At 74.1% G+C, this 22,344-nt stretch carries 23 protein-coding genes and 1 pseudogene; 17 read left to right on the top strand and 7 right to left on the bottom strand.

Translation table 11 applies throughout. From position 1 onward, the window contains the following. Positions 1 to 28 precede the first annotated feature (28 nt). Positions 29 to 1,078: an ROK family protein gene (locus tag V6U82_RS04680; RefSeq protein ID WP_334459379.1), complete on the top strand. Its 1,050-nt coding sequence runs from the start codon at positions 29 to 31 to the stop codon at positions 1,076 to 1,078. Between the two features lie 22 nt (positions 1,079 to 1,100). Here V6U82_RS04680 and V6U82_RS04675 read toward each other — a convergent pair whose 3' ends face one another. Next, positions 1,101 to 1,301, bottom strand: coding sequence for a DUF397 domain-containing protein (locus V6U82_RS04675; RefSeq protein WP_334459378.1), 201 nt, complete (start codon positions 1,299 to 1,301; stop codon positions 1,101 to 1,103). A 4-nt stretch (positions 1,302 to 1,305) separates the two neighbouring features. Then, positions 1,306 to 2,151 carry a helix-turn-helix domain-containing protein gene (locus V6U82_RS04670; RefSeq protein ID WP_013474343.1) on the bottom strand — a complete coding sequence of 282 codons (846 nt, stop codon included), beginning with the start codon at positions 2,149 to 2,151 and terminating at the stop codon, positions 1,306 to 1,308. Between the two features lie 235 nt (positions 2,152 to 2,386). Here V6U82_RS04670 and V6U82_RS04665 point away from each other — a divergent pair, with 235 nt between their 5' ends. Continuing rightward, entirely contained in the window at positions 2,387 to 2,611 is a 225-nt protein-coding gene (locus V6U82_RS04665) for a hypothetical protein (protein ID WP_013284544.1), read from the top strand. 166 nt (positions 2,612 to 2,777) lie between these two features. After that, positions 2,778 to 3,881, top strand: coding sequence for a D-alanine--D-alanine ligase family protein (locus V6U82_RS04660; protein ID WP_091420221.1), 1,104 nt, complete (start codon positions 2,778 to 2,780; stop codon positions 3,879 to 3,881). A 39-nt stretch (positions 3,882 to 3,920) separates the two neighbouring features. On the opposite strand, the gene V6U82_RS04655 is transcribed toward V6U82_RS04660, so the two are convergent. After that, a complete protein-coding gene (locus V6U82_RS04655; protein ID WP_334459377.1) occupies positions 3,921 to 4,508 on the bottom strand; it encodes a DUF3515 domain-containing protein in 588 nt (195 codons plus the stop codon). Then, positions 4,509 to 4,742: an Lrp/AsnC ligand binding domain-containing protein gene (locus V6U82_RS04650; protein WP_013284547.1), complete on the bottom strand. Its 234-nt coding sequence runs from the start codon at positions 4,740 to 4,742 to the stop codon at positions 4,509 to 4,511. A gap of 163 nt (positions 4,743 to 4,905) precedes the next feature. Here V6U82_RS04650 and V6U82_RS04645 point away from each other — a divergent pair, with 163 nt between their 5' ends. Then, entirely contained in the window at positions 4,906 to 5,853 is a 948-nt protein-coding gene (locus V6U82_RS04645) for a thiamine-phosphate kinase (protein ID WP_334459376.1), read from the top strand. A gap of 75 nt (positions 5,854 to 5,928) precedes the next feature. Next, positions 5,929 to 6,395, top strand: a pseudogene (locus tag V6U82_RS04640) (GNAT family N-acetyltransferase). Here V6U82_RS04640 and V6U82_RS04635 read toward each other — a convergent pair. Beyond that, positions 6,392 to 7,648, bottom strand: a complete 1,257-nt coding sequence (locus V6U82_RS04635; RefSeq protein WP_334459374.1) for an ATP-grasp domain-containing protein — start codon at positions 7,646 to 7,648, stop codon at positions 6,392 to 6,394. The pseudogene V6U82_RS04640 and the gene V6U82_RS04635 sit on opposite strands and share 4 nt — an antisense overlap. A 219-nt stretch (positions 7,649 to 7,867) precedes the next feature. After that, positions 7,868 to 8,059 carry a 50S ribosomal protein L28 gene (rpmB, locus tag V6U82_RS04630; RefSeq protein WP_013284551.1) on the bottom strand — a complete coding sequence of 64 codons (192 nt, stop codon included), beginning with the start codon at positions 8,057 to 8,059 and terminating at the stop codon, positions 7,868 to 7,870. Between the two features lie 210 nt (positions 8,060 to 8,269). Between rpmB and V6U82_RS04625 the strand changes: the two genes are divergently transcribed. From V6U82_RS04625 to V6U82_RS04570, 12 genes are all read left to right on the top strand, one after another. Beyond that, the gene (locus V6U82_RS04625; protein ID WP_334459371.1) at positions 8,270 to 9,883 is read left to right on the top strand and encodes a DAK2 domain-containing protein; all 1,614 of its coding nucleotides are present in this window, start codon (positions 8,270 to 8,272) and stop codon (positions 9,881 to 9,883) included. Beyond that, the gene (recG, locus tag V6U82_RS04620; protein ID WP_334459370.1) at positions 9,880 to 12,081 is read left to right on the top strand and encodes an ATP-dependent DNA helicase RecG; all 2,202 of its coding nucleotides are present in this window, start codon (positions 9,880 to 9,882) and stop codon (positions 12,079 to 12,081) included. Before V6U82_RS04625 ends, recG begins: the two co-directional genes overlap by 4 nt. Before the next feature lie 85 nt (positions 12,082 to 12,166). Beyond that, positions 12,167 to 13,102 carry a serine hydrolase domain-containing protein gene (locus V6U82_RS04615; protein WP_334459369.1) on the top strand — a complete coding sequence of 312 codons (936 nt, stop codon included), beginning with the start codon at positions 12,167 to 12,169 and terminating at the stop codon, positions 13,100 to 13,102. 206 nt (positions 13,103 to 13,308) lie between these two features. Beyond that, a complete protein-coding gene (gene rsmD, locus V6U82_RS04610) occupies positions 13,309 to 13,872 on the top strand; it encodes a 16S rRNA (guanine(966)-N(2))-methyltransferase RsmD (protein ID WP_334459367.1) in 564 nt (187 codons plus the stop codon). Beyond that, positions 13,869 to 14,345, top strand: a complete 477-nt coding sequence (coaD, locus tag V6U82_RS04605) for a pantetheine-phosphate adenylyltransferase (RefSeq protein ID WP_128138481.1) — start codon at positions 13,869 to 13,871, stop codon at positions 14,343 to 14,345. Before rsmD ends, coaD begins: the two co-directional genes overlap by 4 nt. Positions 14,346 to 14,590: 245 nt before the next feature. Further along, positions 14,591 to 15,088, top strand: coding sequence for a hypothetical protein (locus tag V6U82_RS04600; RefSeq protein ID WP_334459366.1), 498 nt, complete (start codon positions 14,591 to 14,593; stop codon positions 15,086 to 15,088). A gap of 123 nt (positions 15,089 to 15,211) precedes the next feature. Next, a complete protein-coding gene (locus tag V6U82_RS04595; protein ID WP_334459363.1) occupies positions 15,212 to 15,775 on the top strand; it encodes a YceD family protein in 564 nt (187 codons plus the stop codon). 5 nt (positions 15,776 to 15,780) lie between these two features. Further along, positions 15,781 to 15,954, top strand: a complete 174-nt coding sequence (rpmF, locus tag V6U82_RS04590) for a 50S ribosomal protein L32 (RefSeq protein WP_030500827.1) — start codon at positions 15,781 to 15,783, stop codon at positions 15,952 to 15,954. A gap of 108 nt (positions 15,955 to 16,062) precedes the next feature. Further along, positions 16,063 to 17,046 (top strand): phosphate acyltransferase PlsX, encoded by a 984-nt coding sequence (locus V6U82_RS04585; protein WP_334459676.1) that lies wholly within the window; start codon positions 16,063 to 16,065, stop codon positions 17,044 to 17,046. Next, positions 17,043 to 17,858, top strand: a complete 816-nt coding sequence (rnc, locus tag V6U82_RS04580) for a ribonuclease III (protein WP_121685472.1) — start codon at positions 17,043 to 17,045, stop codon at positions 17,856 to 17,858. Before V6U82_RS04585 ends, rnc begins: the two co-directional genes overlap by 4 nt. Then, positions 17,851 to 18,708, top strand: a complete 858-nt coding sequence (gene mutM / locus V6U82_RS04575; RefSeq protein WP_334459360.1) for a bifunctional DNA-formamidopyrimidine glycosylase/DNA-(apurinic or apyrimidinic site) lyase — start codon at positions 17,851 to 17,853, stop codon at positions 18,706 to 18,708. Before rnc ends, mutM begins: the two co-directional genes overlap by 8 nt. Positions 18,709 to 18,947: 239 nt before the next feature. Further along, positions 18,948 to 21,161 (top strand): MMPL family transporter, encoded by a 2,214-nt coding sequence (locus tag V6U82_RS04570; RefSeq protein ID WP_334459359.1) that lies wholly within the window; start codon positions 18,948 to 18,950, stop codon positions 21,159 to 21,161. Positions 21,162 to 21,421: 260 nt separating this feature from the next. On the opposite strand, the gene V6U82_RS04565 is transcribed toward V6U82_RS04570, so the two are convergent. Next, positions 21,422 to 22,291, bottom strand: coding sequence for an endo alpha-1,4 polygalactosaminidase (locus V6U82_RS04565; RefSeq protein WP_334459358.1), 870 nt, complete (start codon positions 22,289 to 22,291; stop codon positions 21,422 to 21,424). Positions 22,292 to 22,344 lie beyond the last annotated feature (53 nt).

Raw genomic sequence — 22,344 nt, 5'->3', positions numbered from 1 at the left:
GGGTCAGGCGCGGCGGGAGGCGGTGGCGGTGGGCGGCTCAGGTGTGCCGGTGGTGGTGGGGCTGGACAACGGGGGCACGAGCGACAACGCCACCGTGCTGACCGTCGACGGCCGGTTCCTGGTGGACGGGCTGCTGGAGATCCCGAGCGAGGTCGGCGACGGCCCGGAGGCGGCGGTGGAGGCGCTGTCGCGGGCGTTCGACGGCGTCCTGGCCCACACCGGCGTGCCGCGTGACCTGGTCCGCGCGGTCGGGCTGGACACGCCCGGCCCGGCCAGCGCCACCGGCGTGATCTCGTCCCGCGGCTCGACGAACTTCTCCCAGCCCGCCTGGCGGGGCTTCGACGTGCGCACCGCGCTGGAACGGCGGCTGGGCCTGCCGGTGGTCTACGCCAACGACGGCAACGCCGCCGCGCTCTACGCCCACCACGTGCACTTCGGCGCCGAGGCGATGGCCCGGTCGTCGGTGTCCGCGATCGTCGGCACCGGCCTCGGCGGCGGCGTGGTGGAGTCCGGCCGGGTGGTCGGCGGCGCGGCCGGCATGGCCGGCGAGTTCGGGCACGTGCACATCCCGCTGGACGGCCTGGTCGAGCCGGACCAGGCGGCGCCGGTCTGCGCCTGCGGCTTCACCGGGGACGCGGAGAGCGTCGCCTCGCTCACCGCGATCCGGCGCAACCTGCTGCCGTACTGGCTGGCCCGGCATCCGGAGCATCCGCTCGCGGCGGAGGAGCCGGACCGGGCGGCGAAGCTGCTGCGCGGCTACGGCGAACGCGGCGACCCGCTGGCCCGCCTGGTGTTCGCCCAGCAGGCCAAGGCGCTGGGCCGGCTGTTCACCATCGCGGCCAACTTCACCGACCCGCACGCGTACTTCGTCGGCGGGGGCGTGGTGGAGGCGGCACCGGAGTTCCGGGACTGGTTCCTCGCCGCGGTCGCCGAGCACACGGTGCTCCGGGAGGAGCAGCGGGCGGTGGCCACCTTCGCGCTGGTGCCGGACCGGGACATGGCCGGGGCGCGCGGGGTGGCCATCGCGGCGCTGGAGGCGGTGCGCGGCGCAGTCGCCGCCGCCGCCCCACTCGGCTGATCGCCGCCCGCCGACGGGCCGCTCAGGCGTGGGGCGGCGCCGCGGTGAACGCGGCCCAGGCGTGCGGCGGGAACACCAGCACCGGGCCGGCCGGGTCCTTCGAGTCGCGGACCGCCACCGCGCCGGGCAGCGGCGCCATCTCCACGCATGCGCCCTCGTCGCCACTGTGGCTGCTCTTGCGCCAGCCGGCCGGTGCGGGGTTCGTGCGGTTCGTGCCGTTCATCTGGTCACCTCTCGTTCAGCAGGCGGAGGAGCTGGTCCCGACTGGCCGCCGGGCTCAGCGCCACGGTCCGCAGGTGCTCCATGATCTTGGCGCAGGTTCGCAGGTCACCCGGCCGGTCGAGGACCATCTGCCCGGCGACGGTCTCCACCGAGGCGATGATCGGGTCCTCCGGGTCGGCGAACTCCAGGATGTGCAGCGATCCACGCGTGCCCCGGTGGTAGCCGGCGGCCAGCGGGATCACCTGCACCGTGACGTTCGGCAGCTCGGCCATCTTCAGCAGGTGCTGGAGCTGGCCGGACATGACCGAGCGGTCACCGACCGGGCGCAGCAGCGCGCCCTCGTCGATGATGGCGTCGAGGATCGGCGGCTCGGCGCCGGAGAGCCGCTGCTGGCGGTCCAGCCGTAGCTGGACCCGCTGCTCCACCTGCTCGTCGGTGAGCGTGTGCGGCCCGCCGCGCATCACCCCGCGGATGTAGTCGGCGGTCTGGAGCAGACCGGGCACCACCGACGGCTCGAAGTTCGCGATGCCGGTGGCCTCGGCCTCCAGCGCGATGAAGTCGATGGTGCGCTGGTCCAGCAGGTACGAGTAGGACACCCACCAGCCGGGCTTGCGGGCGTCCTTCGCGAGCTGCACCGCCGCGGCGATGTCCGCCGGGCCCACGCCGTAGCTGGTCAGCAGCGCACGCACGGTGGCGGGACTGACGAGCGTCTGCGCGTTCTCGTAGCGGGACAGCGTGCTCCGGGTGCTGTTGATCTCGTCGGCCGCGGCCTCCAGGGTGAGGCCGGCGGCCTCCCGGTGGGTCCGCAGGGCGATGCCGAGCCGTCGGGCCCGGGCGGTCTTCGGCGCCATGCATCGATGGTCGCACATCCCGCGGGAAAATGGGCATGAGAGAAAGTCGATGAGAGTTGCATTCACGCCGGTGAACCTGTCAATGTGTGACGGCGTCCTCACCGCCGGTTGTCGTGGCGACGGTGGTGGTGAGCGACCGGAGGGGATGGGGCGCGCGGTGGTCGGATTCTTCACTCCCCCACGATCCGACCGCCGCGTGCCCCTGCCGGTTCACGAGACGGGGAGGGGTTCCGCGGTGACCAGGTTCCTGGTGGTCCTGACCGACGTGCGTCCACCGGACGGCGCCCGGCGCGACGAACGGACCAGCCCGGAACGCCGCCGCCAGGTCGTCGGCGCGAGCAGCCGGGAGGCGGCCGACCGGATCGCCGGCGCGTTCATGGCGCTGGGCATGGTGCGGGCCGGCCGGCAACGGGTGAAGGTCATCGCGGTCGGCCGCCGGCCCCGGCACCCGGCCTTCTGAGGCACACCGTTCCGTTACTCCCCGTATATGTCACCTTGACCGTTTGCCACGCGACTCCGCGTCTCCCCGGGTAACGACCACCGCTTGCGGCAACGCACAGTAAGGTCAGTCGGGTGAGCGCCACCGGCGAGCACGGCCAGCCGCAGTCGCGAACGATGAGGTGACCATGACCACCCCAGGCAAGACCCGTGTGGCGATCGTCTTCGGCGGCCGCAGCCCCGAGCACGGCATCTCCTGCGTCAGCGCGGGCAGCGTGCTGGCCGCGCTCGACCCCGACGAGTTCGAGGTGGTCCCGGTCGGCATCACCCGGCAGGGCCAGTGGGTGCTCGCCAGCGGCGACCCGAGCGGGCTCGCCATCGCCGACCGCAAGCTCCCCGAGATCACCGCCGGCTCCGGCGCCGAACTGGTGCTGCGCGCCGACCCCGCCGTCGGCGGCCTGATGGTGCTCGACCCGGCCCAGGGGCCGGTCGCGCTGGCCGACGTGGACGTCGTCTTCCCGGTGCTGCACGGCGCGTACGGCGAGGACGGCACCATCCAGGGCATGCTGGAGATGGCCGACATCCCCTACGTCGGCGCGAACGTCTTCGCCTCCGCCGCGGCCATGGACAAGGAGTTCACCAAGAAGCTCTGCGCCGCCGAGGGCATCCCGGTCGGCCCGTACGCGGTGCTGCGCGCCGGGATGTCGCTGAGCGAGGAGGACAAGGAACGCCTCGGGCTGCCCGTCTTCGTCAAGCCGTCCCGGGCCGGTTCCTCGTTCGGCATCACCAAGGTCGACGACTGGGCGGACCTGGACGCCGCGCTCGTCACCGCACGCGAGATCGACAGCAAGGTGCTCGTCGAGGGCGCGGTGGTCGGCCGCGAGATCGAGTGCGGCGTGCTGGAGGGTGAGGCCGGCGGCGCGCCGGAGGCCTCCGTGCTCGCCGAGGTGCGGATGATCGGCGACCGCGACTGGTACGACTTCGAGGCCAAGTACATCTTCGCCGACGAGGTCTGCGAGTACGACGTACCGGCCGACCTGCCCGAGCCGGTGGCCCGGCAGGTGCGCGACTACGCCACCCGGGCCTTCACCGCGCTCGACTGCTCCGGCCTGGCCCGGGTCGACTTCTTCGTGACCCCGCAGATGGACGTCTACCTCAACGAGATCAACACGATGCCGGGCTTCACCCCGACGTCGATGTTCCCGCGGATGTGGTCGGCCAGCGGGCTGGAGTACCCGAAGCTGGTCAACCGCCTGATCCGTACCGCCCTGCACCGCCGCGCCGGCCGCTGACCGCCTGCACCGCCGCGCCGGCCGCTGAGCCGGCGGGCGTCAGGCGGAGCAGCCCGAGGGGGCCTGCTTCGCCGAGGGGACCGAGCTGACGATCGTGTCGGAGATCGAGGTCACCCACTGGAGCGGCGGCTCGTACGACTTCGGCACCCGGACCCGGATCGGGGTCTCCCGGTCGACGGTGGTCAGCACCGTGGCGTCGGCCTCCTCGGCCGCGTGCCAGCAGACCTTGTTGACCGTCCACACCTCGTCGGTGGGCGGGAACTGCGCCGGGCTGCCGCCGCAGGCCACAGTCAGCGCCGGGTCGCCGTACGCGGCGTTCTGCTCCGGGCCCGCGGTGACCGGGCGCTGCGGCAGGTCACGCACGCTGTCCGGGAGCTGCGACATCAGGGCCCGGCAGAGGATGGTCGGGCGCTCGGCCAGCGCCGGGGCGGGCATCTCGACCGGCGCGCTGGACTGCGCCCGGGGACTCGCCGACGCGCTCGGCTCGGCCTTCGGCGACTCCGGGGCCAGCTTGGCGAACGTGAACCCGGCCACCGCCAGGGTCACCGGCACCGCGACGAGCGTCGCCCAGAGCGCGGCACGGCGGGTGGCGCCGTCCCGGCGGGGGGAGGTGTCCTTCTCGTCCACTTACAGCCGCACCACCGAACACGTGAGGGTGCGGGTGATGCCGGGCACCATCTGCACCTTGCTGACGATGAGTTTGCCGAGCTCGTCGACGGTGTTCGCCTCGGTGAGCACGACCACGTCGTACGGCCCGGTGACGGCGTCGACCCGTACCACGCCGGCCAGGTCCGCGATCAGACCGGCCACGTCACGCGCCCGGCCGACCTCGGTCTGGATGAGGATGTACGCCTGTACCACGACTCGACCTCCGTCCGTCGCCTCCGGGCGACCCGAAGGGTGAAACTACCGTACTGAGCGGCCGTGATCCCTATCGGTCGCCGGTCGGACGCGGTGAGCGAGCACACGCCGGTGCGGACAGGGGTGGGACGTGCGGAACGACGCAGCGGAGCGAGGGGACGGAATGACGGTCACTGATGTCGGTGAGTTCGGCCTGATCGACCGGGTGACCGCCCGGCTGGCGCAGGGACAGAGCTGCCTGCTCGGCCCCGGCGACGACGGCGCGGTGGTGGCGGCGCCGGACCGGCGGGTGGTCGCCTCGACCGACGTGCTGGTGGAGGGCCGGCACTTCCGCCGGGACTGGTCGTCGGCGCGGGACGTGGGACACCGGGCCGCCGCGGCGAACCTCGCCGACATCGCCGCCATGGGCGCCACCCCGACCGCGCTGCTCGTCGCGCTCTGCATGCCGGCCGAGCTGGACCCGGCCTGGGCCGAGGAACTGGCCGACGGGCTGGGCGCGGAGGCCGCGCTCGTCGGCGCGAGCGTGGTCGGCGGGGACATGTCCGGCAGCCCGACGCTCACCGTCGCGGTCACCGCGCTCGGCGACCTGGCCGGCCGTGCCCCGGTGGTGCGCTCCGGCGCCCGCCCCGGCGAAGTGGTGGCGCTGGCCGGACGTACCGGCTGGTCGGCGGCCGGCTACACCGTGCTGTCCCGGGGTTTCCGAACGCCCCGGCTGCTGGTCGAGGCGTTCCGCCGCCCCGAGGTGCCGTACGCCGCCGGACCCGCTGCCGCCGCGGCAGGGGCCACCGCCATGATCGACGTGTCGGACGGGCTGCTGGCCGACCTCGGGCACGTGGCGACCGCCAGCGGCGTGGCGATCGACCTGAGCCGGGACGCGTTCGAGGTGCCCCGGCAGATGCGGGACGCGGCGCAGGCGCTCGGCGTCGACCCGTACACCTGGATCCTGGCCGGTGGCGAGGACCACGCGCTGGCGGCGACGTTCCCGGCGGACGCCGCGCTGCCGGACGGCTGGCGGCCGGTCGGGCGGGTGGCGGCCGGCGCCGGGGTCACCGTCGACGGCGCCGCCTACAGCGGCCCGCGCGGCTGGGACCACTTCCGCAGAGCGGAATAGCGGCCCGGAGTGATCTGCGTCCGACCCCGGGCCGCCGGGCCGGGCCGGGACCGGCGGCGGTCGTAACCTGGCACGGTGAGCGAGATCGAGATCCGGGAGCGGCGCTTCGACGCGCCCGAGTCGCAGGCGCTGATCCGGGCGGCACTGGCCGACCTCGGCGCCCGGTACGGCGGCAGCGGCGACGAGACCCCGGTCGACGCGGCCGAGTTCACCCCGCCGGAGGGCACGTTCCTCGTCGCCACCTGGACGGGCGGCCGGTGGGCTGCGGCGGCTGGCGCAGCCACGGCGAGGACGGCGACACGGCCGAGCTGAAGCGGATGTACACCGACCCGGCGGCCCGGGGCCGGGGCGTGGCCCGCTCGGTGCTCGCCGCGGTCGAGCGGTCCGCCCGCGACCACGGCCGCAAGCGGATCGTGCTGGAGTGCGGCGACAAGCAACCCGAGGCGATCGCCATGTACACCTCGGCGGGCTACGAGCGGATCCCGAACTTCGGCTTCTACAAGGACGCCCCGGGCTGCCTGTCGTACGGCCGCACGCTCTAGTCGACGGAGATGCGGATCTGCCCGGCGGCGCGGCGCGCGGCGTTCGCGGCCTCGTCCGGGGTTGCCCCCCAGGCCATCAGGTGCCCGCTGCGGTGCGCGGAGGAGAGCAGCTCCGGGACGGTCTGCCCGACCTTCGTCTCCACCTGCACGTCGAGCACGCCGGGCACGCGCAGCGCGTCGCGCCTGCCGTCCACGGCGGTGACCCGGCCGGGCGGCGCGATCAGGAACTCGATCGCCGCCGCGCCGGTCGCCCGCGCCGGCAGCGCCGGCCGTTCGCCGCGCAGGATCCGCAGGTACGCCTCGATGACGTCGCGCTCGTAGGCGATCGAGATGAGCGCCGTGATCATGTCGCCGGGCATCCGGGCCGCGCACTCCACCAGCGTCGGCACGCCGTCGGCGAGGATCCACTCGCTGTGCAGCATGCCGCTGCGGAAGCCGGCCGCCTCGGCGAGGCGTACCGCGGCGGCGCGCAGCGCGTCGTGCGCGTCGGCGGGCAGCGCGGACGGCACGGTGTGGCCGGTCTCGACCGGGAAGCGGCCACCGGCGATCCGCTTGTCGGTGACGTTGGCGAAGACCACCTCGCCGTCGGCGACCAGCAGCTCGACGCTGTGCTCGGAGCCGACGAGCAGTTTTTCGACCAGCACGCCGGTGGGCAGGCCGCGCTCGGTGGCCTCGGCCGGGTCGGGCGGGGCGGCGCTGGCCGCCCACCGGTCCGGCACCTCGGCCGCGTCGGTGATCAGCTGTACGCCCAGGCTGCCCGAGCGGCGGGTGGGCTTGAGCACGCACCGGCCGCCGTGCGCCTGCGCGAACTCCACCGCCCGCGCCGGGTCGTCGACCAGCTCGTAGGCCGGGTTGGCCAGCCCGATCCGGTCGGCGAGCAGCCGCATCCGGTGCTTGTCGGAGAAGACGTCGGCGGCCTCCACCCCGGCGCCGGGCAGGCCGAGGCGCTCGGCGAGCCGGGCGGTGGCGCCGACCGCGTACTCCAGGCCGGGCAGGACCAGCCGGGCGTCGGCGAGGCCGGGCTCGCGGGCGAGCAGGGCGTCCGGGTCGAAGCCGGTCTGGTACTCGGCGGCGACGAGGCGCCCGATCATCGGCAGCCGTTCGGCGAACCGGGCCAGGTCGCGACGGGCGATCACGTCCGGCTCCTCGACCAGCACCACGCTGCCGGGCGGCAGTTCCTGGTCGAACCAGCTCAGCGAGCCGAACGACGCGCCCACGACCACCAGTTGCTCGCGACCCAGATCGAGGTCCACCGGTCATCCTCCCCACGGCTCGCGCCGGAACCGGACGGCCGGCGCAGCAGCACCCTAACCGGCCGGTACCAGCCGGTCGCCGTACGGTCGGTCAGGGGTGCGGGGGCGGGTCGGCCGATACCGAGTCGGTGGACCGGCCGGGTCTCCGGACACGACAGAAGCCGGCGGACCCCGAAGGGATCCGCCGGCGACCGACGATGTTCCGGTGGCGCTGCCGCGTCAGGCGCGGGTGACCTTGCCGGCCTTGATGCACGAGGTGCAGACCTGCAACTTCTTGGTGGTGCCACCACCGGCCGGGGTACGCACCGACTGGATGTTCGGGTTCCAGCGGCGGTTGGTCCGCCGGTGCGAGTGGGACACGTTGTGGCCGAAGCCCGGCCCCTTGCCACAGACGTCGCACACGCTAGCCACGGGATACTCCTGGGATTGAAACGTTCATGAGGTCGCCGCCAGGCGCTGCCCGGGCAACCTGGTCAGGTTACCCGATGACAGTCGGTACGCCCAACCGGCCCTTTCGCGAGCCCACCCAGCGTACCGGCGTCCCGGCCGGGCCGTCGGCCGGGGCGGACACGCGGCGGACGACCCCGGCGCGTGTCGGTGCGCGCCAGTAGGCTTCCCGACGTGCTGGAAACCCTCGACGCCGCAGCGGTACGCCGCTGGTGCGCGAGCGGGCTGACCGCCCTCCGCACCCACCAGGGCGAGATCGACGACCTCAACGTCTACCCGGTGCCCGACGGCGACACCGGCACCAACCTGGTGCTCACGCTCACCTCGGCCCAGCAGGCCCTGGCCATGGACCTCGGCACGCTCCCCGACGACGGGCACACGCCGCACGGGCACGCGCTGCGGCTGATGGCCCGGGGCGCGCTGCTCGGGGCGCGGGGCAACTCCGGCGTGATCCTCTCGCAGATCCTGCGTGGTTTCGCCGACACGCTCGCCGCCGTGCCCGCGGTGCGGGGGCGGCAGCTCGCCGACGCGCTGGCCGACGCCACCACCGCCGCCTACGCCGCGGTGACCCGGCCGGTCGAGGGCACGCTGCTGAGCGTGGTCGCCGCCGCGGCGCACGCGGCCCGCCGGGCGGACAGCGACGACCTGCGCGCCGTGGCCCGGGCCGCGGCCGAGGCGGCGGCGCACGCGCTGGCGCGTACCCCCGAGCAGTTGCCGGAGCTGGCCCGCGCGGGCGTGGTCGACGCGGGCGGGCGCGGCCTGTGCCTGCTGCTGGACGCGCTGGTCGAGGTGATCACGGGGGAGAGCCCGGGGCAGCCGGTGCCCGCGCCGCCCGTCCGCCGCGCGCCGGCCACCGCCGTGCGGGAGAGCGGCTCCGACGCGTACGCCTACGAGGTGCAGTACCTGCTCGACGCCACCGACGAGGCGGTGACCCGGCTGCGCGCCGAGCTGGACGCGCTCGGCGACTCCCTGGCCGTCGTCGGCGACGGCGACGGCACCTGGAACGTGCACGTGCACGTCAACGACATCGGGGCGGCGGTCGAGGCGGGCGTGGTCGCCGGCCGCCCGCACCGGATCAGCGTGACCCGCTTCGCCGACCAGGCCGCCCCGGCGCCGGGGCGGCAGGTGCCGCTGCCCGAGGGGCGGGCCGCCGTGGTGGTGGCCACCGGCGCGGGCATCGCGGAGCTGTTCGCCGCCGAGGGCGCCGTGGTGGTGCCCGCCAACCCGTCCACGGGTGAGCTGCTCGACGCGATCCGGGCCACCGGCGCCGCCCGGGTGGTGGTGCTGCCGAACGACCCGAACACCCAGTCGGTGGCGAGCGCGGCGGCCAAGGAGGTGCACGGCCTCGGCATCAAGGTGAGCGTGGTGCCCACCCGCTCGCCGGTGCAGGCGCTCGCCGCGCTGGCCGTACGCGATCCGAAGCGGCGGTTCGAGGACGACGTCATCGCGATGGCCGAGGCGGCCGGCGCCTGCCGGTACGCCGAGGTCTGCCACGCCGCCCGGGAGGCGCTCACCGTCGCCGGTCCGGCCCGCCCGGGTGACGTGCTGGCCCTGGTCGAGGGCGAGGTGCACCTGATCGGGCAGGATCTGGTCGACACGTGCACCGCTGTGGTGGACCGGATGCTCGGCGGTGGCGGCGAACTGGTCACGCTGCTCTGCGGCGCCGACGCGCCGGCCGGGCTGGCCGACCGGGTCCGCGCACACGTCGAGGCGGCCTGGCCGTTCGTTGAGGTGCAGGCGTACGAGGGCGGGCAGCCGCACTATCCGCTCCTGGTGGGGGTCGAATGACGAGCGAGGCGGCCACCGTGGACACGCCGTTGAAGAAGCTGGTCGGCGAGCGCACCGCGAAGGCGCTGGCCGGGCATCTCGACCTGCACACCGCGGGCGACCTGATCTACCACTTCCCGCGCCGGTACGACGAGCGCGGCGAGCACACCGACATCCGCTCGCTCGACGTGGGGGAGCAGGTCACCGTGCTGGCCCAGGTGCAGCGCACCGCGGTCCGCCCGATGCGCCAGCGGCGCGGCAACCTGCTGGAGGTCACCGTCGGCGACGGCTCCGGCGGCGTGCTCACCTGCACGTTCTTCGGCAACCAGGCGTGGCGGGAGCGGGAGCTGCGGCCCGGCCGGTGGGGGCTGTTCGCCGGCAAGGTGACCGAGTTCCGCGGCAAGCGCCAGCTCAACGGCCCGGAGTACGTCCTGCTCGGCGAGGGCGGCGAGGGCGAGGCGGCGGCGAACGAGGAGGTCGAGGAGTTCGCCGGGGCGCTGATCCCGGTCTATCCGGCCGCGGCGGCGGTGCCGACCTGGGTGATCGCCCGATGCGTCCGAGTCGTGCTCGACACGTTCACCCCGCCGGAGGATCCGCTGCCGGCCACCGTGCGGGCCTCCCGCAACCTGATCGACATCGGCACCGCGCTGCGCGAGATCCACCGTCCGACCAGCAAGGAGGCGCTCTACCGGGCCCGCCGCCGGCTGAAGTGGGACGAGGCGTTCGCCGTGCAGCTCACGCTGGTGCAGCGCAAGCACCGGGCGGCGGCGTCGCCGGGGCGGGCGCGGCCGGCGAAGGCGGGCGGCCTGCTGGACGCGTTCGACGCCCGGCTGCCGTACGAGCTGACCTCCGGCCAGCAGGTCGTCGGGCGGGAGATCGCCGCCGACCTGGCCCGGGCCCACCCGATGCACCGGCTGCTCCAGGGCGAGGTGGGTTCCGGCAAGACGGTGGTGGCGCTGCGCGCCATGCTCCAGGTGGTCGACGCCGGCGGGCAGGCCGCGCTGCTGGCCCCGACCGAGGTGCTCGCCGCCCAGCACCACCGGGGCATCCTCGACCTGCTCGGCCCGCTCGGCCGGGCCGGTGAGCTGGGCGCCGCCGCCGACGCCACGCGGGTGGAGCTGGTCACCGGCTCGCTCGGCGCGGCGGCCCGGCGCCGGGCACTGGCCGAGGTGGCCGAGGGCCGCGCCGGCATCGTGCTCGGCACGCACGCCCTGCTCTACGAGGGCGTCGACTTCCACGACCTCGGCCTGGTGGTGGTGGACGAGCAGCACCGTTTCGGCGTGGAGCAGCGCGACGCGCTGCGGGCCAAGGCCGAGCAGCCGCCGCACGTGCTGGTGATGACCGCCACCCCGATCCCGCGCACCGTGGCCATGACCGTCTACGGCGACCTGGAGACCTCCACGCTGTCCCAGCTCCCGCAGGGCCGCTCGCCGATCGCCTCGCACGTGGTCCCGGCCGCCGAGAAGCCGGCCTTCCTCGACCGGGCCTGGCGCCGGTTGCGCGAGGAGGTCGCGAAGGGCCACCAGGCGTACGTGGTGTGCCCCCGGATCGGAGAAGGTCCGGTGTCGGACGAGGAGGCGCCTCGGGAGGACGACAACGGCCGGCGCCCGCCGCTGGCGGTGACCGAGGTGGCCCCGCTGCTGGCCGAGGGGCCGCTGCACGGGCTGCGGATCGGGGTGCTGCACGGGCGGCTGCCGGCCGACGAGAAGGACGCGGTGATGCGCGCGTTCGCCGACGGCGAGCTGGACGTGCTGGTCGCGACCACAGTGGTCGAGGTCGGCGTGAACGTGCCCAACGCGACAGTGATGATCGTGCTGGACGCCGACCGGTTCGGCGTCTCCCAGCTGCACCAGTTGCGCGGCCGGGTGGGCCGGGGCTCGGCCGCCGGTCTGTGCCTGCTGGTCACCGAGGCGGCCGAGGGCTCGTCCGCGCGGGAGCGGCTGGACGCGGTCGCGTCCACCACCGACGGGTTCAAGCTCGCCGAACTCGACCTGGAGCAGCGCCGGGAGGGCGACGTGCTGGGCGCGACCCAGTCCGGCCGGCGCTCGCACCTGCGGCTGCTGTCGCTGCTGCGGGACACCGAACTGATCCGCGACGCGCGGGCCGAGGCGATCGAGCTGGTCGGGGAGGATCCGGATCTGGCCCGGCATCCGGCACTGGCGGCGTCGGTCGCCGCGCTGGTCGACGAGGAGCGCGCCGAATACCTGGAGAAGGGCTGACGCTCGGCGGCCGGTGTGCCCGGTGACCGCGCTGGTGCGGGTCCGGGGACTGCGGGGCGGGCGTCGCGTGCCTAGGCTCGCGCAGATGTCGACACCTTTCCTCGAACGCGGTGTGCTGCTGCTGGCCCGGGGCGACGAGCTCCTGGTGGACCGGGTCGCCGGAGCGGCCGACGAGACATCCGGCCGGCCGTGCACCCCGGCGACCCGGTTCCAGATCGCCTCGATCAGCAAGCAGATGGCGGCCGTGGCGGTGCTGCTGCTCGCCGAGCGCGGCGTGCTGCGCCTGGCCGACCCCGTCACCCGGTGGCTGCCCGGCACGCCGCCGCCGGAATGGTCCGGCATGACGCTGCACCACCTGCTCACCCACACCTCCGGCCTGGGCCACTGGGAGGAGTACCCGGCGATCGACCTGCACGGGCCGGCCGAGCCGGACGAGCTGCTCGACCGGTTCGCGGCGCTTCCGCCGCTGTTCCCGCCCGGAGCCGGGTGGCACTACAGCAGCCCCGGTTACGTGCTGCTGGCCCGGACCGTCGAGCGGGCGGCCGACCGGCCGTACGCCGCGTTCCTCGCCGAGGAGGTCTTCGCGCCGCTGGGCATGACGGGCAGCTTCGCCGGTACGGGCGACGGCCGGCCGGACGTGGCGGTCGGGCACCAGGGCGGCCGTCCGGTGCCGTCCTGGGACCTGGCGACCGTCAGCATGGGCGCGGGCGACGTCTGGTGCACCGCTGCGGACCTGCTCACCTGGCTCGACGTACCGCGCCGGGGCCGGCTGCTCGCCCCGGCCTCGGTGGCGGCGCTGACCGCACCGCACGCACCGACCGGGCGGCCGGATGAGGCGTACGGCTACGGGTTCTTCGTCGGTCCGCTGGCCGGGCGGCGGGCGCTGCACCACTCGGGGGACAACGGCGGCTACAAGGCGTTCGCCGCCTGGCTGCCCGACTCGGACGAGCGGCTCGTCCTGCTGGCCAACCAGGCCGAGGTGAGCCCGGCCGCTGTCACGTCGGTGCTCGACGCGGCCTGACCCGCGGCGCCGCACGCACGGCGAGGGCGCGCCGACCGGGTGGTCGGCGCCCGAGAGCGCGGGCGTCACCCTTATCCGAAGGGTCGTACCGGGTCCGGTATGCATTCGAGATCATTGATGTACATCGGGTCACGGATCGTCGCGCCGGGTACTTCGTCCACCCCACGCGGCGTCGCGTAGCGTCGGGGCATGCGCAGGGAGCGACGGTGACCCGGATCGTGGCCGGCACGCTCGGCGGCCGGCGGATCGCCGCGCCACCAGGTGCCGGCACCCGGCCCACCTCCGACCGGGTCCGCGAGGCACTGTTCAGCGCCGTGCACTCCCACGTCGACCTGGACGGGACGCGTTTCGCCGACCTGTACGCCGGTTCCGGCGCGGTCGGTCTGGAGGCGCTGTCCCGGGGGGCGGCCCACGTCCTGCTCGTCGAGTCCGACGCGCGGGCCGCCCGGGTGATCCGGGAGAACATCGCCGCGCTCCGGGCCGGGCCGGCCGCGCGCCTGGTCACCGGCAAGGTCGCCACGGTGCTGGCGGCCGGCCCGGACGGCGCGCCGTACGACGTGGTGTTCGCCGATCCGCCGTACGCGGTGCCGGACGCCGAGATCACCGCGATGCTGGCGGCACTGGTCGACGGCGGCTGGCTCGCCCCGGACGCCCTGGTGATCGTCGAGCGGTCCAGCCGTACCGGACCGGTCACGTGGGTGGAAGGTGTCACTCCGGAGCGCAGCAGACGTTACGGCGAGACCACTCTTTGGTACGGTCGCCGATCATGAGACGTGCGGTCTGCCCGGGCTCGTTCGACCCGGTCACCAACGGACACCTCGACATCATCGGCCGGGCCAGCCGGCTGTTCGACGAGGTGATCGTCGGGGTGCTGGTCAACCAGTCGAAGCAGGGCCTGTTCACCGTCGAGGAGCGGATCGCCATGCTCCGCGAGGTGACCGCCTCGTACGACAACGTCCGGGTGGAGTCGTTCCGCGGCCTGCTCGTCGACTTCTGCCGCGCGCAGCAGGCGAGTGTGCTGATCAAGGGCCTGCGTGCGGTGAGCGACTTCGACTACGAGCTGCAGATGGCTCAGATGAACATCGGCCTGGCCGGCGTGGAGACGCTGTTCATGCCGACCAACCCGCTCTACTCGTTCATCTCGTCCAGCCTGATCAAGGACGTGGCGAAGTGGGGCGGCGACATCTCCGCCCACGTCCCCGACCTGGTCCGAGCCCAGCTCTCCGCCCGCCTCCGCCCCTGACCCCACCCCCTCCGCCCGGCGATCTTGCACTTTCGGCCCGGACATTCCTCCCGCAAGGGACGAGTGCCGGGCCGCAACTGCAAGATCGCCGAAACGAGGGCGGGGAGGAGGGCGGGGAGGGGCGACGCGCCGGGTGGGGCGGGTGGGGTGTGGGTGGCCTCGGCGCGACATGATGTCTGCAGCGCCGAGACGGGGCGCAGGCCGCATGATGGAGGGCGGCCGACGAAGACAGGAGTGAGGTACCGGTGGACCCGCTCGATCGCATCGACGAACTGATCGCCATGGTGGAGCAGGCCCGCTCCGTCCCGATGTCGCGCAACAACTGCATGGTCGACCGGGGCGAGATGATCGCCACGCTCGACGAGCTGCGCGCGGAGCTTCCCGCGGACCTGCGCCGGGCCGCCGCGCTGCTGGAGGAGCGGGACAAGATCATGGAGGCCGGCAAGCGTGAGGCCGACCGGATCATCAGCGAGGGTGAGGCGGAACACGCCCGGCTGGTTTCGGTCAACGAGATCACCGTCTCGGCCGAGCACGAGGGCGCGCGGATCATCGCCGAGGCGCGGGCCGAGGCGCAGCGCCTCCGCGAGGAGGTGGACGACTACGTCGACACCGCCCTGGCCAACTTCGAGCAGTTCCTCACCCGGGCGCTGGCCTCGATAGAGCGCGGCCGGGACAAGATGCACGCGCTGCGCGAGATCGGCACCTTCGCCGGGGACGAGGCGGACCGCCCGCTACCCTTCTGAGCGGCGCGCGAGCCGGTCGCCGACAGCCGGCTGCCGTCGAGCCGGAGGTGAGCCCCGGTTCGACGGTCCGCCCACCTGGCAGGTAACCTTCTTTGTCGGCCTCTCAACGGCCGGAGTCTGACTATGCCCAAACACTCGCCAAGCACACTCGACCCCAGGTCGCCGCTGGTCCTCGACACGAGGGAACTGCCGCGCCGACCTGGCGCGTTGCGTACGCACAAGCGGGTCGTGCCGGCACCGGCGGACCTCGGCGTGGAGTTGATCGGCGTGCCGGAGGGCGCGGACCTCGACCTCGACCTGAGGTTGGAGTCGGTGTCCGAGGGCGTGCTCGTCTCCGGGACCGTCACCGGTCCCGTCAAGGGCGAGTGCGGCCGCTGCCTGCGCGAGATCGACGACTCGTTGGCCGTGACGATCCAGGAGCTGTACGCGTACGAGAACAGCACCACGGACGACACGACCGAAGAGGACGAGGTGGGCCGGATGCAGGGCGATCTGATCGACCTGGAGCCGGCGTTGCGGGACGCGGTGGTGCTGGCGCTGCCGACCAACCCGCTCTGCCGGGAGGACTGCCCAGGCCTGTGCCCCGACTGCGGGGTGCACTGGGACGATCTGCCGGCCGACCACAGCCATCAGCAGGTCGACCCGCGTTGGGCGAGCCTGACGCAACTGACCCGTACAGAGGAGTAAGAACCGTGGCCGTCCCCAAGCGCAAGATGTCGCGCAGCAACACCCGCGCCCGCCGGGCGAACTGGAAGGCCTCGGCGGTGGCGACCGTGGCCTGCCCGCAGTGCAAGTCGGCCAAGCTGCCGCACGCCGCCTGCTCCGTCTGCGGCACCTACAACGGCCGTCAGGTCCTCGAGGTCTGACCCGGCCGCCGAGTGACGTCCCCGACCACCGGTCGGGTGACGCGCGCACCAAGGCTCTCGCCCGGTGCCCCGGCTCCCGCCGCCGCCGACCGGTCTCCGGCCGGCGGACTGTCGGAGCCGGGCACCGCGCGGATCGCCGTCGACCTCCTCGGCGGGGACGATGCTCCCGCCGTCGTGGTTGACGGCGCTCTGCGAGCGGTACGCACTGATCCCGCCCTGCACCTGCTGCTCGTCGGCCCGATCGAGGTGGCCGACGAGCTGATCGGTGCGCTCGACCCGGCTCAGCGCGCCCGGGTCACGGTCCGCCCGGTGCGGACCGCCGTCGGCATGGCCGACCATCCCACCGCCGCCCGCGGCGAGAGCACGGTACGCACCGCCGTGCAGGCCGTCCGCGACGGACTCGCCGACGCGGTCGTCTCCGCCGGCTCGACCGGCGCCACAGTCACCGCCGCCGCGCTCGGCCTCGGCCGCTGGACCGGGATACGCCGACCCGCGCTCGCCGCCACGCTGCCCGCCGTCGAGGGGCCGGTGGTGCTGCTGGACGTCGGCGGCACGCTCGAACCCGGCCCGGCCACGCTGGCCCGGCACGCCCTCCTCGGCGCCGCCTACGCGGCCGTGGCCCACGCCGTCACCGCACCCCGCGTCGGGTTGCTCTCCGTCGGCGTCGAGACGGGCAAGGGCGACCGGCTGCGCCGGATCGCCGCACCCGCGCTCGCCGCCGCGCCGCTGCCCTGCGACAGCCGCTACGTCGGCCTGGTCGAGGGGTACGACATCTCGCTCGGCACCCGCGCCGACGTCGTGGTGACCGACGGCTTCACCGGAAACGTCCTGCTGAAGGCCATCGAGGGCGCGTACGCCATGGCCGGCGGCCCACCGTCACGCGGCGGCGCCCCGCGTGCCGCGGCCCTGCTCGGGGTGGGCGGCACCGTGGTCGTGTGCCACGGCGCGGCCGGCCCCGAGGACGTCGCCTCCGGCATCGCGCTCGCGGCCCACCTGTGGCGCCGTGACGCCGCCGGGACGGTCCGCACCCTGCTCGCCGACATCCCGCACGATCTCGCACCTGACCGACACGACACCGAGGTAGCACCATGACCAACGACAAGCGGCGGCGTGCTCCCGTCGGCCACCTGGAGGCGGCCTTCGGGGTGTCGCTCGACCCGGAGCTGCTGGAGCGCGCGCTGACCCACCGCTCGTACGCGTACGAGAACGGCGGCCTGCCCACGAACGAGCGGCTGGAGTTCCTGGGCGACTCGGTCCTCGGCGTGGTGATCACCACAGCGCTGTTCCACAACCACCCCGACCTGCCCGAGGGGCAGCTGGCGAAGCTGCGCGCCAGCGTGGTCAACATGCGGGCGCTCGCCGACGTGGCGCGTGGCCTGGGCCCGGACGGGCTCGGCGCGTACCTGCTGCTCGGCAAGGGCGAGGAGGCCACCGGCGGACGGGACAAGGCGAGCATCCTGGCCGACACGCTGGAGGCGCTGCTGGGCGCGATCTACCTCCAGTACGGCCTGGACACCGCGGCCATCGTCATCCACCGGCTGTTCGACCCGCTGATGGCCGAGTCGGCGGGCCGGGGCGCGGCGCTGGACTGGAAGACCAGCCTCCAGGAGCTGACCGCCGCGCTCGGGCTCGGCGTGCCCGAGTACCGGATCGAGGGCACCGGGCCGGACCACCTCAAGACGTTCACCGCCTGGGTGGTGGTGGCCGGCAACCGCTACGGCGGTGCGGAGGGGCGCAGCAAGAAGGAGGCCGAGCAGCGCGCGGCCGAGTCGGCCTGGCGCACGCTCACCGAGCAGGCCGAGGCGGCGGCACGGGCCGAGGCGGACGCGGCGGCGCAGGCCCCGGACGGGACGAGCCCACAGGCCGACACGACGGATGTCGAGGCGGGCGCCGGCCGTGCCTGAGCTGCCCGAGGTCGAGACCGTCCGGGTAGGACTCGCCCAGTGGGTGATCGGCCGGCGGATCGCCGCCGTCGAGGTACGCCACCCGCGGGCGGTACGCCGGCACGCGCCCGGTGGCGCACACTTCGCCGACGTGCTCGCCGGCCGGACGATCACCGGGGTACGCCGCCGGGGCAAGTACCTCTGGCTGCCGCTGGACAGCGGCGACGCGGTGATCGGCCACCTCGGTATGTCCGGCCAGCTGCTGTTGCAGCCGGTCGGCGCGGCCGACGAACTGCACCTGCGGGTCCGGTTCCGGTTCGCCGACGACGGGCCGGAGCTGCGGTTCGTCGACCAGCGCACGTTCGGCGGGCTGTCCGTGTCGGCCGGTGGGGCGGAGCTGCCCGCGGAGATCGCCCACATCGCCCGCGATCCGATGGACCCGGAGTTCTCCGACGAGGCGTTCGTGGCGGCGCTGCGGCGCAAGCGTACGGAGGTCAAACGCGCGCTGCTCGACCAGACGCTGATCTCCGGGGTGGGCAACATCTACGCCGACGAGGCACTGTGGCGCGCGAAGCTGCACGGCGCCCGCCCGGCCGACGCGCTGACCCGTCCGGCCGCGCTGCGGCTGCTCGGGCACGTCCGGGACGTGCTCGCCGAGGCGATCAAGCAGGGCGGCACCAGCTTCGACGAGCTGTACGTCAACGTCAACGGCGAGAGCGGCTACTTCGACCGGTCGCTCAACGCGTACGGCCGGGAGGGGGAGCCCTGCCCCCGCTGCGGCGCCCCGATCCGACGCGAGGCGTTCATGAACCGGTCCTCCTACAGCTGCCCGCGATGCCAGCCGCGGCCCCGGGGCACTCTCCGGGGATGACCCCGAGCCGGTTCGGGGTTGCGCCGGTGTGCATCGCCCGACTGTCCCCGGAGACGCGCCGGAGCGTACCCGGAGATGCCCTTTTCCGCCCGGTCCGCGCGGCCGGTTCCGGCCGCGCGGACCTCGCCGCCGGGATCGGGGACGAGCGGGGGCCGTTCCCCGATGTCGGGGCCCGGCCTGCTGCCTAGCGTCATCTGGGGTCGGCACAGGGCCGGCATCAGGAGGGTGGAACCCGGGACATGGGCAGGCGACCGGTGACCGTGCGGCTGGCACGGTGGAGTGCGGAGCATCCGTGGCGCGCGATCGCGTTGTGGGTGGTCTTCGTGGCGGTGTGCTTCGTCGGCGGCAGCGCCGCCGGGCTGAACGAGGCCACCGACGAGGATCAGGCGATCGGCGAGTTCGGACGGGCACAGCTGATCGTCGACAGTGGCGGGTTCGACCAGCCGGCGACCGAGAACGTGCTGATCACCGCACGCTCGGGCTCGCTCGACCAGGCCGCCGCGAAGGCCGCCGCGCAGGACGCGGCGGACCGGCTGCGGCAGGTCGACGGCGTGGCCTCGATCGGTACGCCGATGCCGTCGCGCGACGGCGGCGCGCTGCTGGTGCCGATCACCATGTCGGGCGACCCGGGCACCGCCGGGGACCGGGTGCAGCCGCTGCGGGACACCACCGCGAAGGTGCAGGACGCGCACCCGCAACTGCGGGTGGAGCAGGTCGGCGGCCCGTCGATCGACAAGGCGCTCGACGACACGCTCGGCAAGGACTTCAAGCGCGCCGAGCTGCTCAGCCTGCCGGTGACGCTGGCCATCCTGATCATCGCGTTCGGCGCGCTGATCGCCGCCGGGGTGCCGGTGCTGCTGGCGCTCTCCTCGGTGGCCGCCGCGATGGGTCTGTCCACACTCGCGTCGCACATGGTGCCGGCCACCGACACCACCGCGAGCGTGATCCTGCTGATCGGTATGGCGGTCGGTGTGGACTACTCGCTGTTCTACGTGCGGCGGGAGCGGGAGGAACGGGCCAAGGGCCGCTCCGGCCTGGACGCGGTGGAGATCGCGGCGGAGACCTCCGGGCACGCCGTGGTGGTCTCCGGCACCGCCGTGATCATCTCGATGGGCGGTCTGCTGCTCGCCCAGGACGCGATCTTCTCCTCGCTGGCGGTCGGCTCGATCCTCGTGGTGGCGGTCGCCGTGATCGGCTCGCTCACAGTGCTGCCCGCGCTGCTGGCGAAGCTGGGCCGTTGGGTGGACCGGCCACGGGTGCCGCTGCTGTGGCGCCTCACCGCCCCGCGCAACGGGCAGCCGGCCCGGCCCCGGTTCTGGCCGGCGGTGCTGCGGCCCGCGCTGCGCGCGCCGGTGGCCACGCTGCTGATCTCGGTCGCGCTGCTGCTCGCGCTCGCCGCGCCGGCGCTCGGCATGAAGCTGAAGTTCCCCGGCCCGGAGGACGTGCCGCGCACCACCGCGGCCATGCAGGCGTACGACCGGCTCACCGCTGCCTTCCCGAGCAACGGCACCAGCCACACCGTCGCCGTGCGGGCGCCCGCCGAGCAGGCCGACCGGGTGCGGGCCGCGCTCACCGACCTGGCCGGCCGTACCGCCGCCGACCCGCTCTTCGCGCCGGCCGAGGGGGACGGCCCGGAGATCCGGGTGTCGGCGGACCGGCGGGTGTCGGTGCTGGAGGTGGCCACGCCGCACGCCAGCCGCTCCGACGAGGCGTCCCGGTCGCTGCACGAGCTGCGCGAGGACCTGGTCCCGGCCACGCTCGTCGGCATCCCGGGCGTGGAGTACGCGGTCGGCGGCGGCGTGGCCGCCAGCGAGGACTACGCCGCCCACATCTGGGCGAAGCTGCCGATCGTCGCGGCGTTCGTGCTGGCGCTGACGTTCCTGGTGATGGCGTGGACGTTCCGGTCGGTGGTGGTGGCGCTGACCTCGATCGTGCTGAACCTGCTCTCCGCCGGTGCCGCGTACGGGCTGCTGGTGCTGGTCTTCCAGAGCACCTGGGCGGAGGGGCTGCTCGGCTTCACCTCGATGGACGCGATCGTCACCTGGCTGCCGCTGTTCCTGTTCGTGGTGCTGTTCGGGCTGTCGATGGACTACCACGTCTTCGTGGTCAGCCGGATCCGTGAGGCGGTCGACCGGGGCATGCCCACCCGGGAGGCGGTGGCGCACGGCATCACCTCCTCGGCCGGCGTGGTGACCAGCGCGGCGGTGGTGATGGTGGCGGTGTTCTCCATCTTCGCCACGCTCAGCATGATCGATTTCAAGCAGCTCGGCATCGGCCTGGCGGCGGCGATCCTGCTGGACGCCACGATCATCCGCGCGGTCGTGCTTCCGTCGGTGATGACGCTGCTCGGTGACGCGAACTGGTGGGCGCCACGCTTCATGCGCCGTCGGCGGCCCGTCCCGGCGGTCGAGCCGCCGCCCGCCCCGGCACCGGAGCTGGTCGGCGTCCGCTGATCCCGAGCGGACCCGCCCCGGGGCTCGGTCCCGGCGCCCAACCGGTGGTGCCGGACAGCTTGACATCAGCTCCGGCTCGTGCCGGCCGCTGAGAAGGTATTCGTGTTCGCGCGGTATACCTGAGAGTCATAGTTATGACTCTCAGGTATACCGCCTTCCGTGCGTCTATTCGCCGCTGAGGGTCACGGAGAGTGTTGGCAGCTTTCGTACGGGATGATCGTCATCGGCGCCCCGCTCCCGGCGGGCGGGGCGGCGGGGTGTCACGGCAGGGCGCACGGCTGCCGCCAGGCGTCCAGCTCGCGGTCCTTGCGGATCGAGGCGAAGCCGTAGCCGACCGAGGTGACGCAGAAGTCCGCCGGCTCGCCGGTGTACTCGACGTGGAAGACCGGCTTGCCGGCGTCGACGAAGGGCAGCAGCTTCGCGCACTCGCGGCGGCGTACGCACTCCTGGTTGACCGCGAAGTCGAAGTCGGGGGCCAGCGCGGCCACCTGCGCCACGTCGTCGACCAGGCCGGGGGAGAGGTCCAGCTTGCGGGCCAGCCCGGCCAGCCGGCGGTTGAACAGCAACTGGTCGTCGAAGTCCAGCGGGTAGCCGGAACGGTGCCGGTAGCCGTCCGCGTCGGCGAACGCCACCGCGCCGAAGCCCTTGCCCCGGCACAGCCGGAACCGGTCGGCCAGCACCGGCGCGAGCGCGTCCCAGTTCCGCACGTCCAGGAAACGGCTTCCCGGACGCGCCGGCACCGCCGTGCCGCGTACGGCGGCGGGGAAGCGGGTGGCGTCCGGGTCGTCCGCGGCGTACGTGCCGACCCGGACGTGGCAGATCAGCCGGCGGTCCTGCTCGCGCAGCGCGGCGGTCTCGGCCGAGGTGGTCGCCACCGGGTCGAGGAGGAAGACGTCGGCGTCGACTGTGACGTCCACCGGGGTGGTGAGCTGCCACTGCCACCGCCAGCTTCCGGCCTGCGCGGCCGGCCAGGGCGTGGGCGCGCCGGGCGGGGTGATCGGCCGGCGGCAGGCAGACACCGGGGCGAGCAGCAGCGCGGTCAGCGCGAGCGCCACGCCCCGGCGCGGGCCACGTCGGCGGACGCGGGCCGGCCGGGAGCGCGGCACGGCCCACACCGGCCGGATCCGCATCGACAGCTCCCCGGACGCGGGCGGCCCGACGCCGCCCCCGACCGCTCAACGAG

This window comes from Micromonospora sp. CPCC 205554, from assembly GCF_036902745.1.
GTDB classification, from domain to species: domain Bacteria; phylum Actinomycetota; class Actinomycetes; order Mycobacteriales; family Micromonosporaceae; genus Micromonospora; species Micromonospora tulbaghiae.
This window is presented reverse-complemented; position numbering and strand designations above follow the sequence as displayed.

Coding starts and splice junctions, on each gene's coding strand:
- V6U82_RS04595 (WP_334459363.1), top strand. CDS start 15,212: ATGCCCAAACACTCGCCAAGCACACTCGACCCCAGGTCGCCGCTGGTC.
- V6U82_RS04645 (WP_334459376.1), top strand. CDS start 4,906: ATGACGGTCACTGATGTCGGTGAGTTCGGCCTGATCGACCGGGTGACC.
- V6U82_RS04570 (WP_334459359.1), top strand. CDS start 18,948: ATGGGCAGGCGACCGGTGACCGTGCGGCTGGCACGGTGGAGTGCGGAG.
- recG (WP_334459370.1), top strand. CDS start 9,880: ATGACGAGCGAGGCGGCCACCGTGGACACGCCGTTGAAGAAGCTGGTC.
- V6U82_RS04565 (WP_334459358.1), bottom strand. CDS start 22,291: ATGCGGATCCGGCCGGTGTGGGCCGTGCCGCGCTCCCGGCCGGCCCGC.
- V6U82_RS04660 (WP_091420221.1), top strand. CDS start 2,778: ATGACCACCCCAGGCAAGACCCGTGTGGCGATCGTCTTCGGCGGCCGC.
- rnc (WP_121685472.1), top strand. CDS start 17,043: ATGACCAACGACAAGCGGCGGCGTGCTCCCGTCGGCCACCTGGAGGCG.
- V6U82_RS04675 (WP_334459378.1), bottom strand. CDS start 1,301: ATGAACGGCACGAACCGCACGAACCCCGCACCGGCCGGCTGGCGCAAG.
- V6U82_RS04615 (WP_334459369.1), top strand. CDS start 12,167: ATGTCGACACCTTTCCTCGAACGCGGTGTGCTGCTGCTGGCCCGGGGC.
- V6U82_RS04670 (WP_013474343.1), bottom strand. CDS start 2,151: ATGGCGCCGAAGACCGCCCGGGCCCGACGGCTCGGCATCGCCCTGCGG.
- coaD (WP_128138481.1), top strand. CDS start 13,869: ATGAGACGTGCGGTCTGCCCGGGCTCGTTCGACCCGGTCACCAACGGA.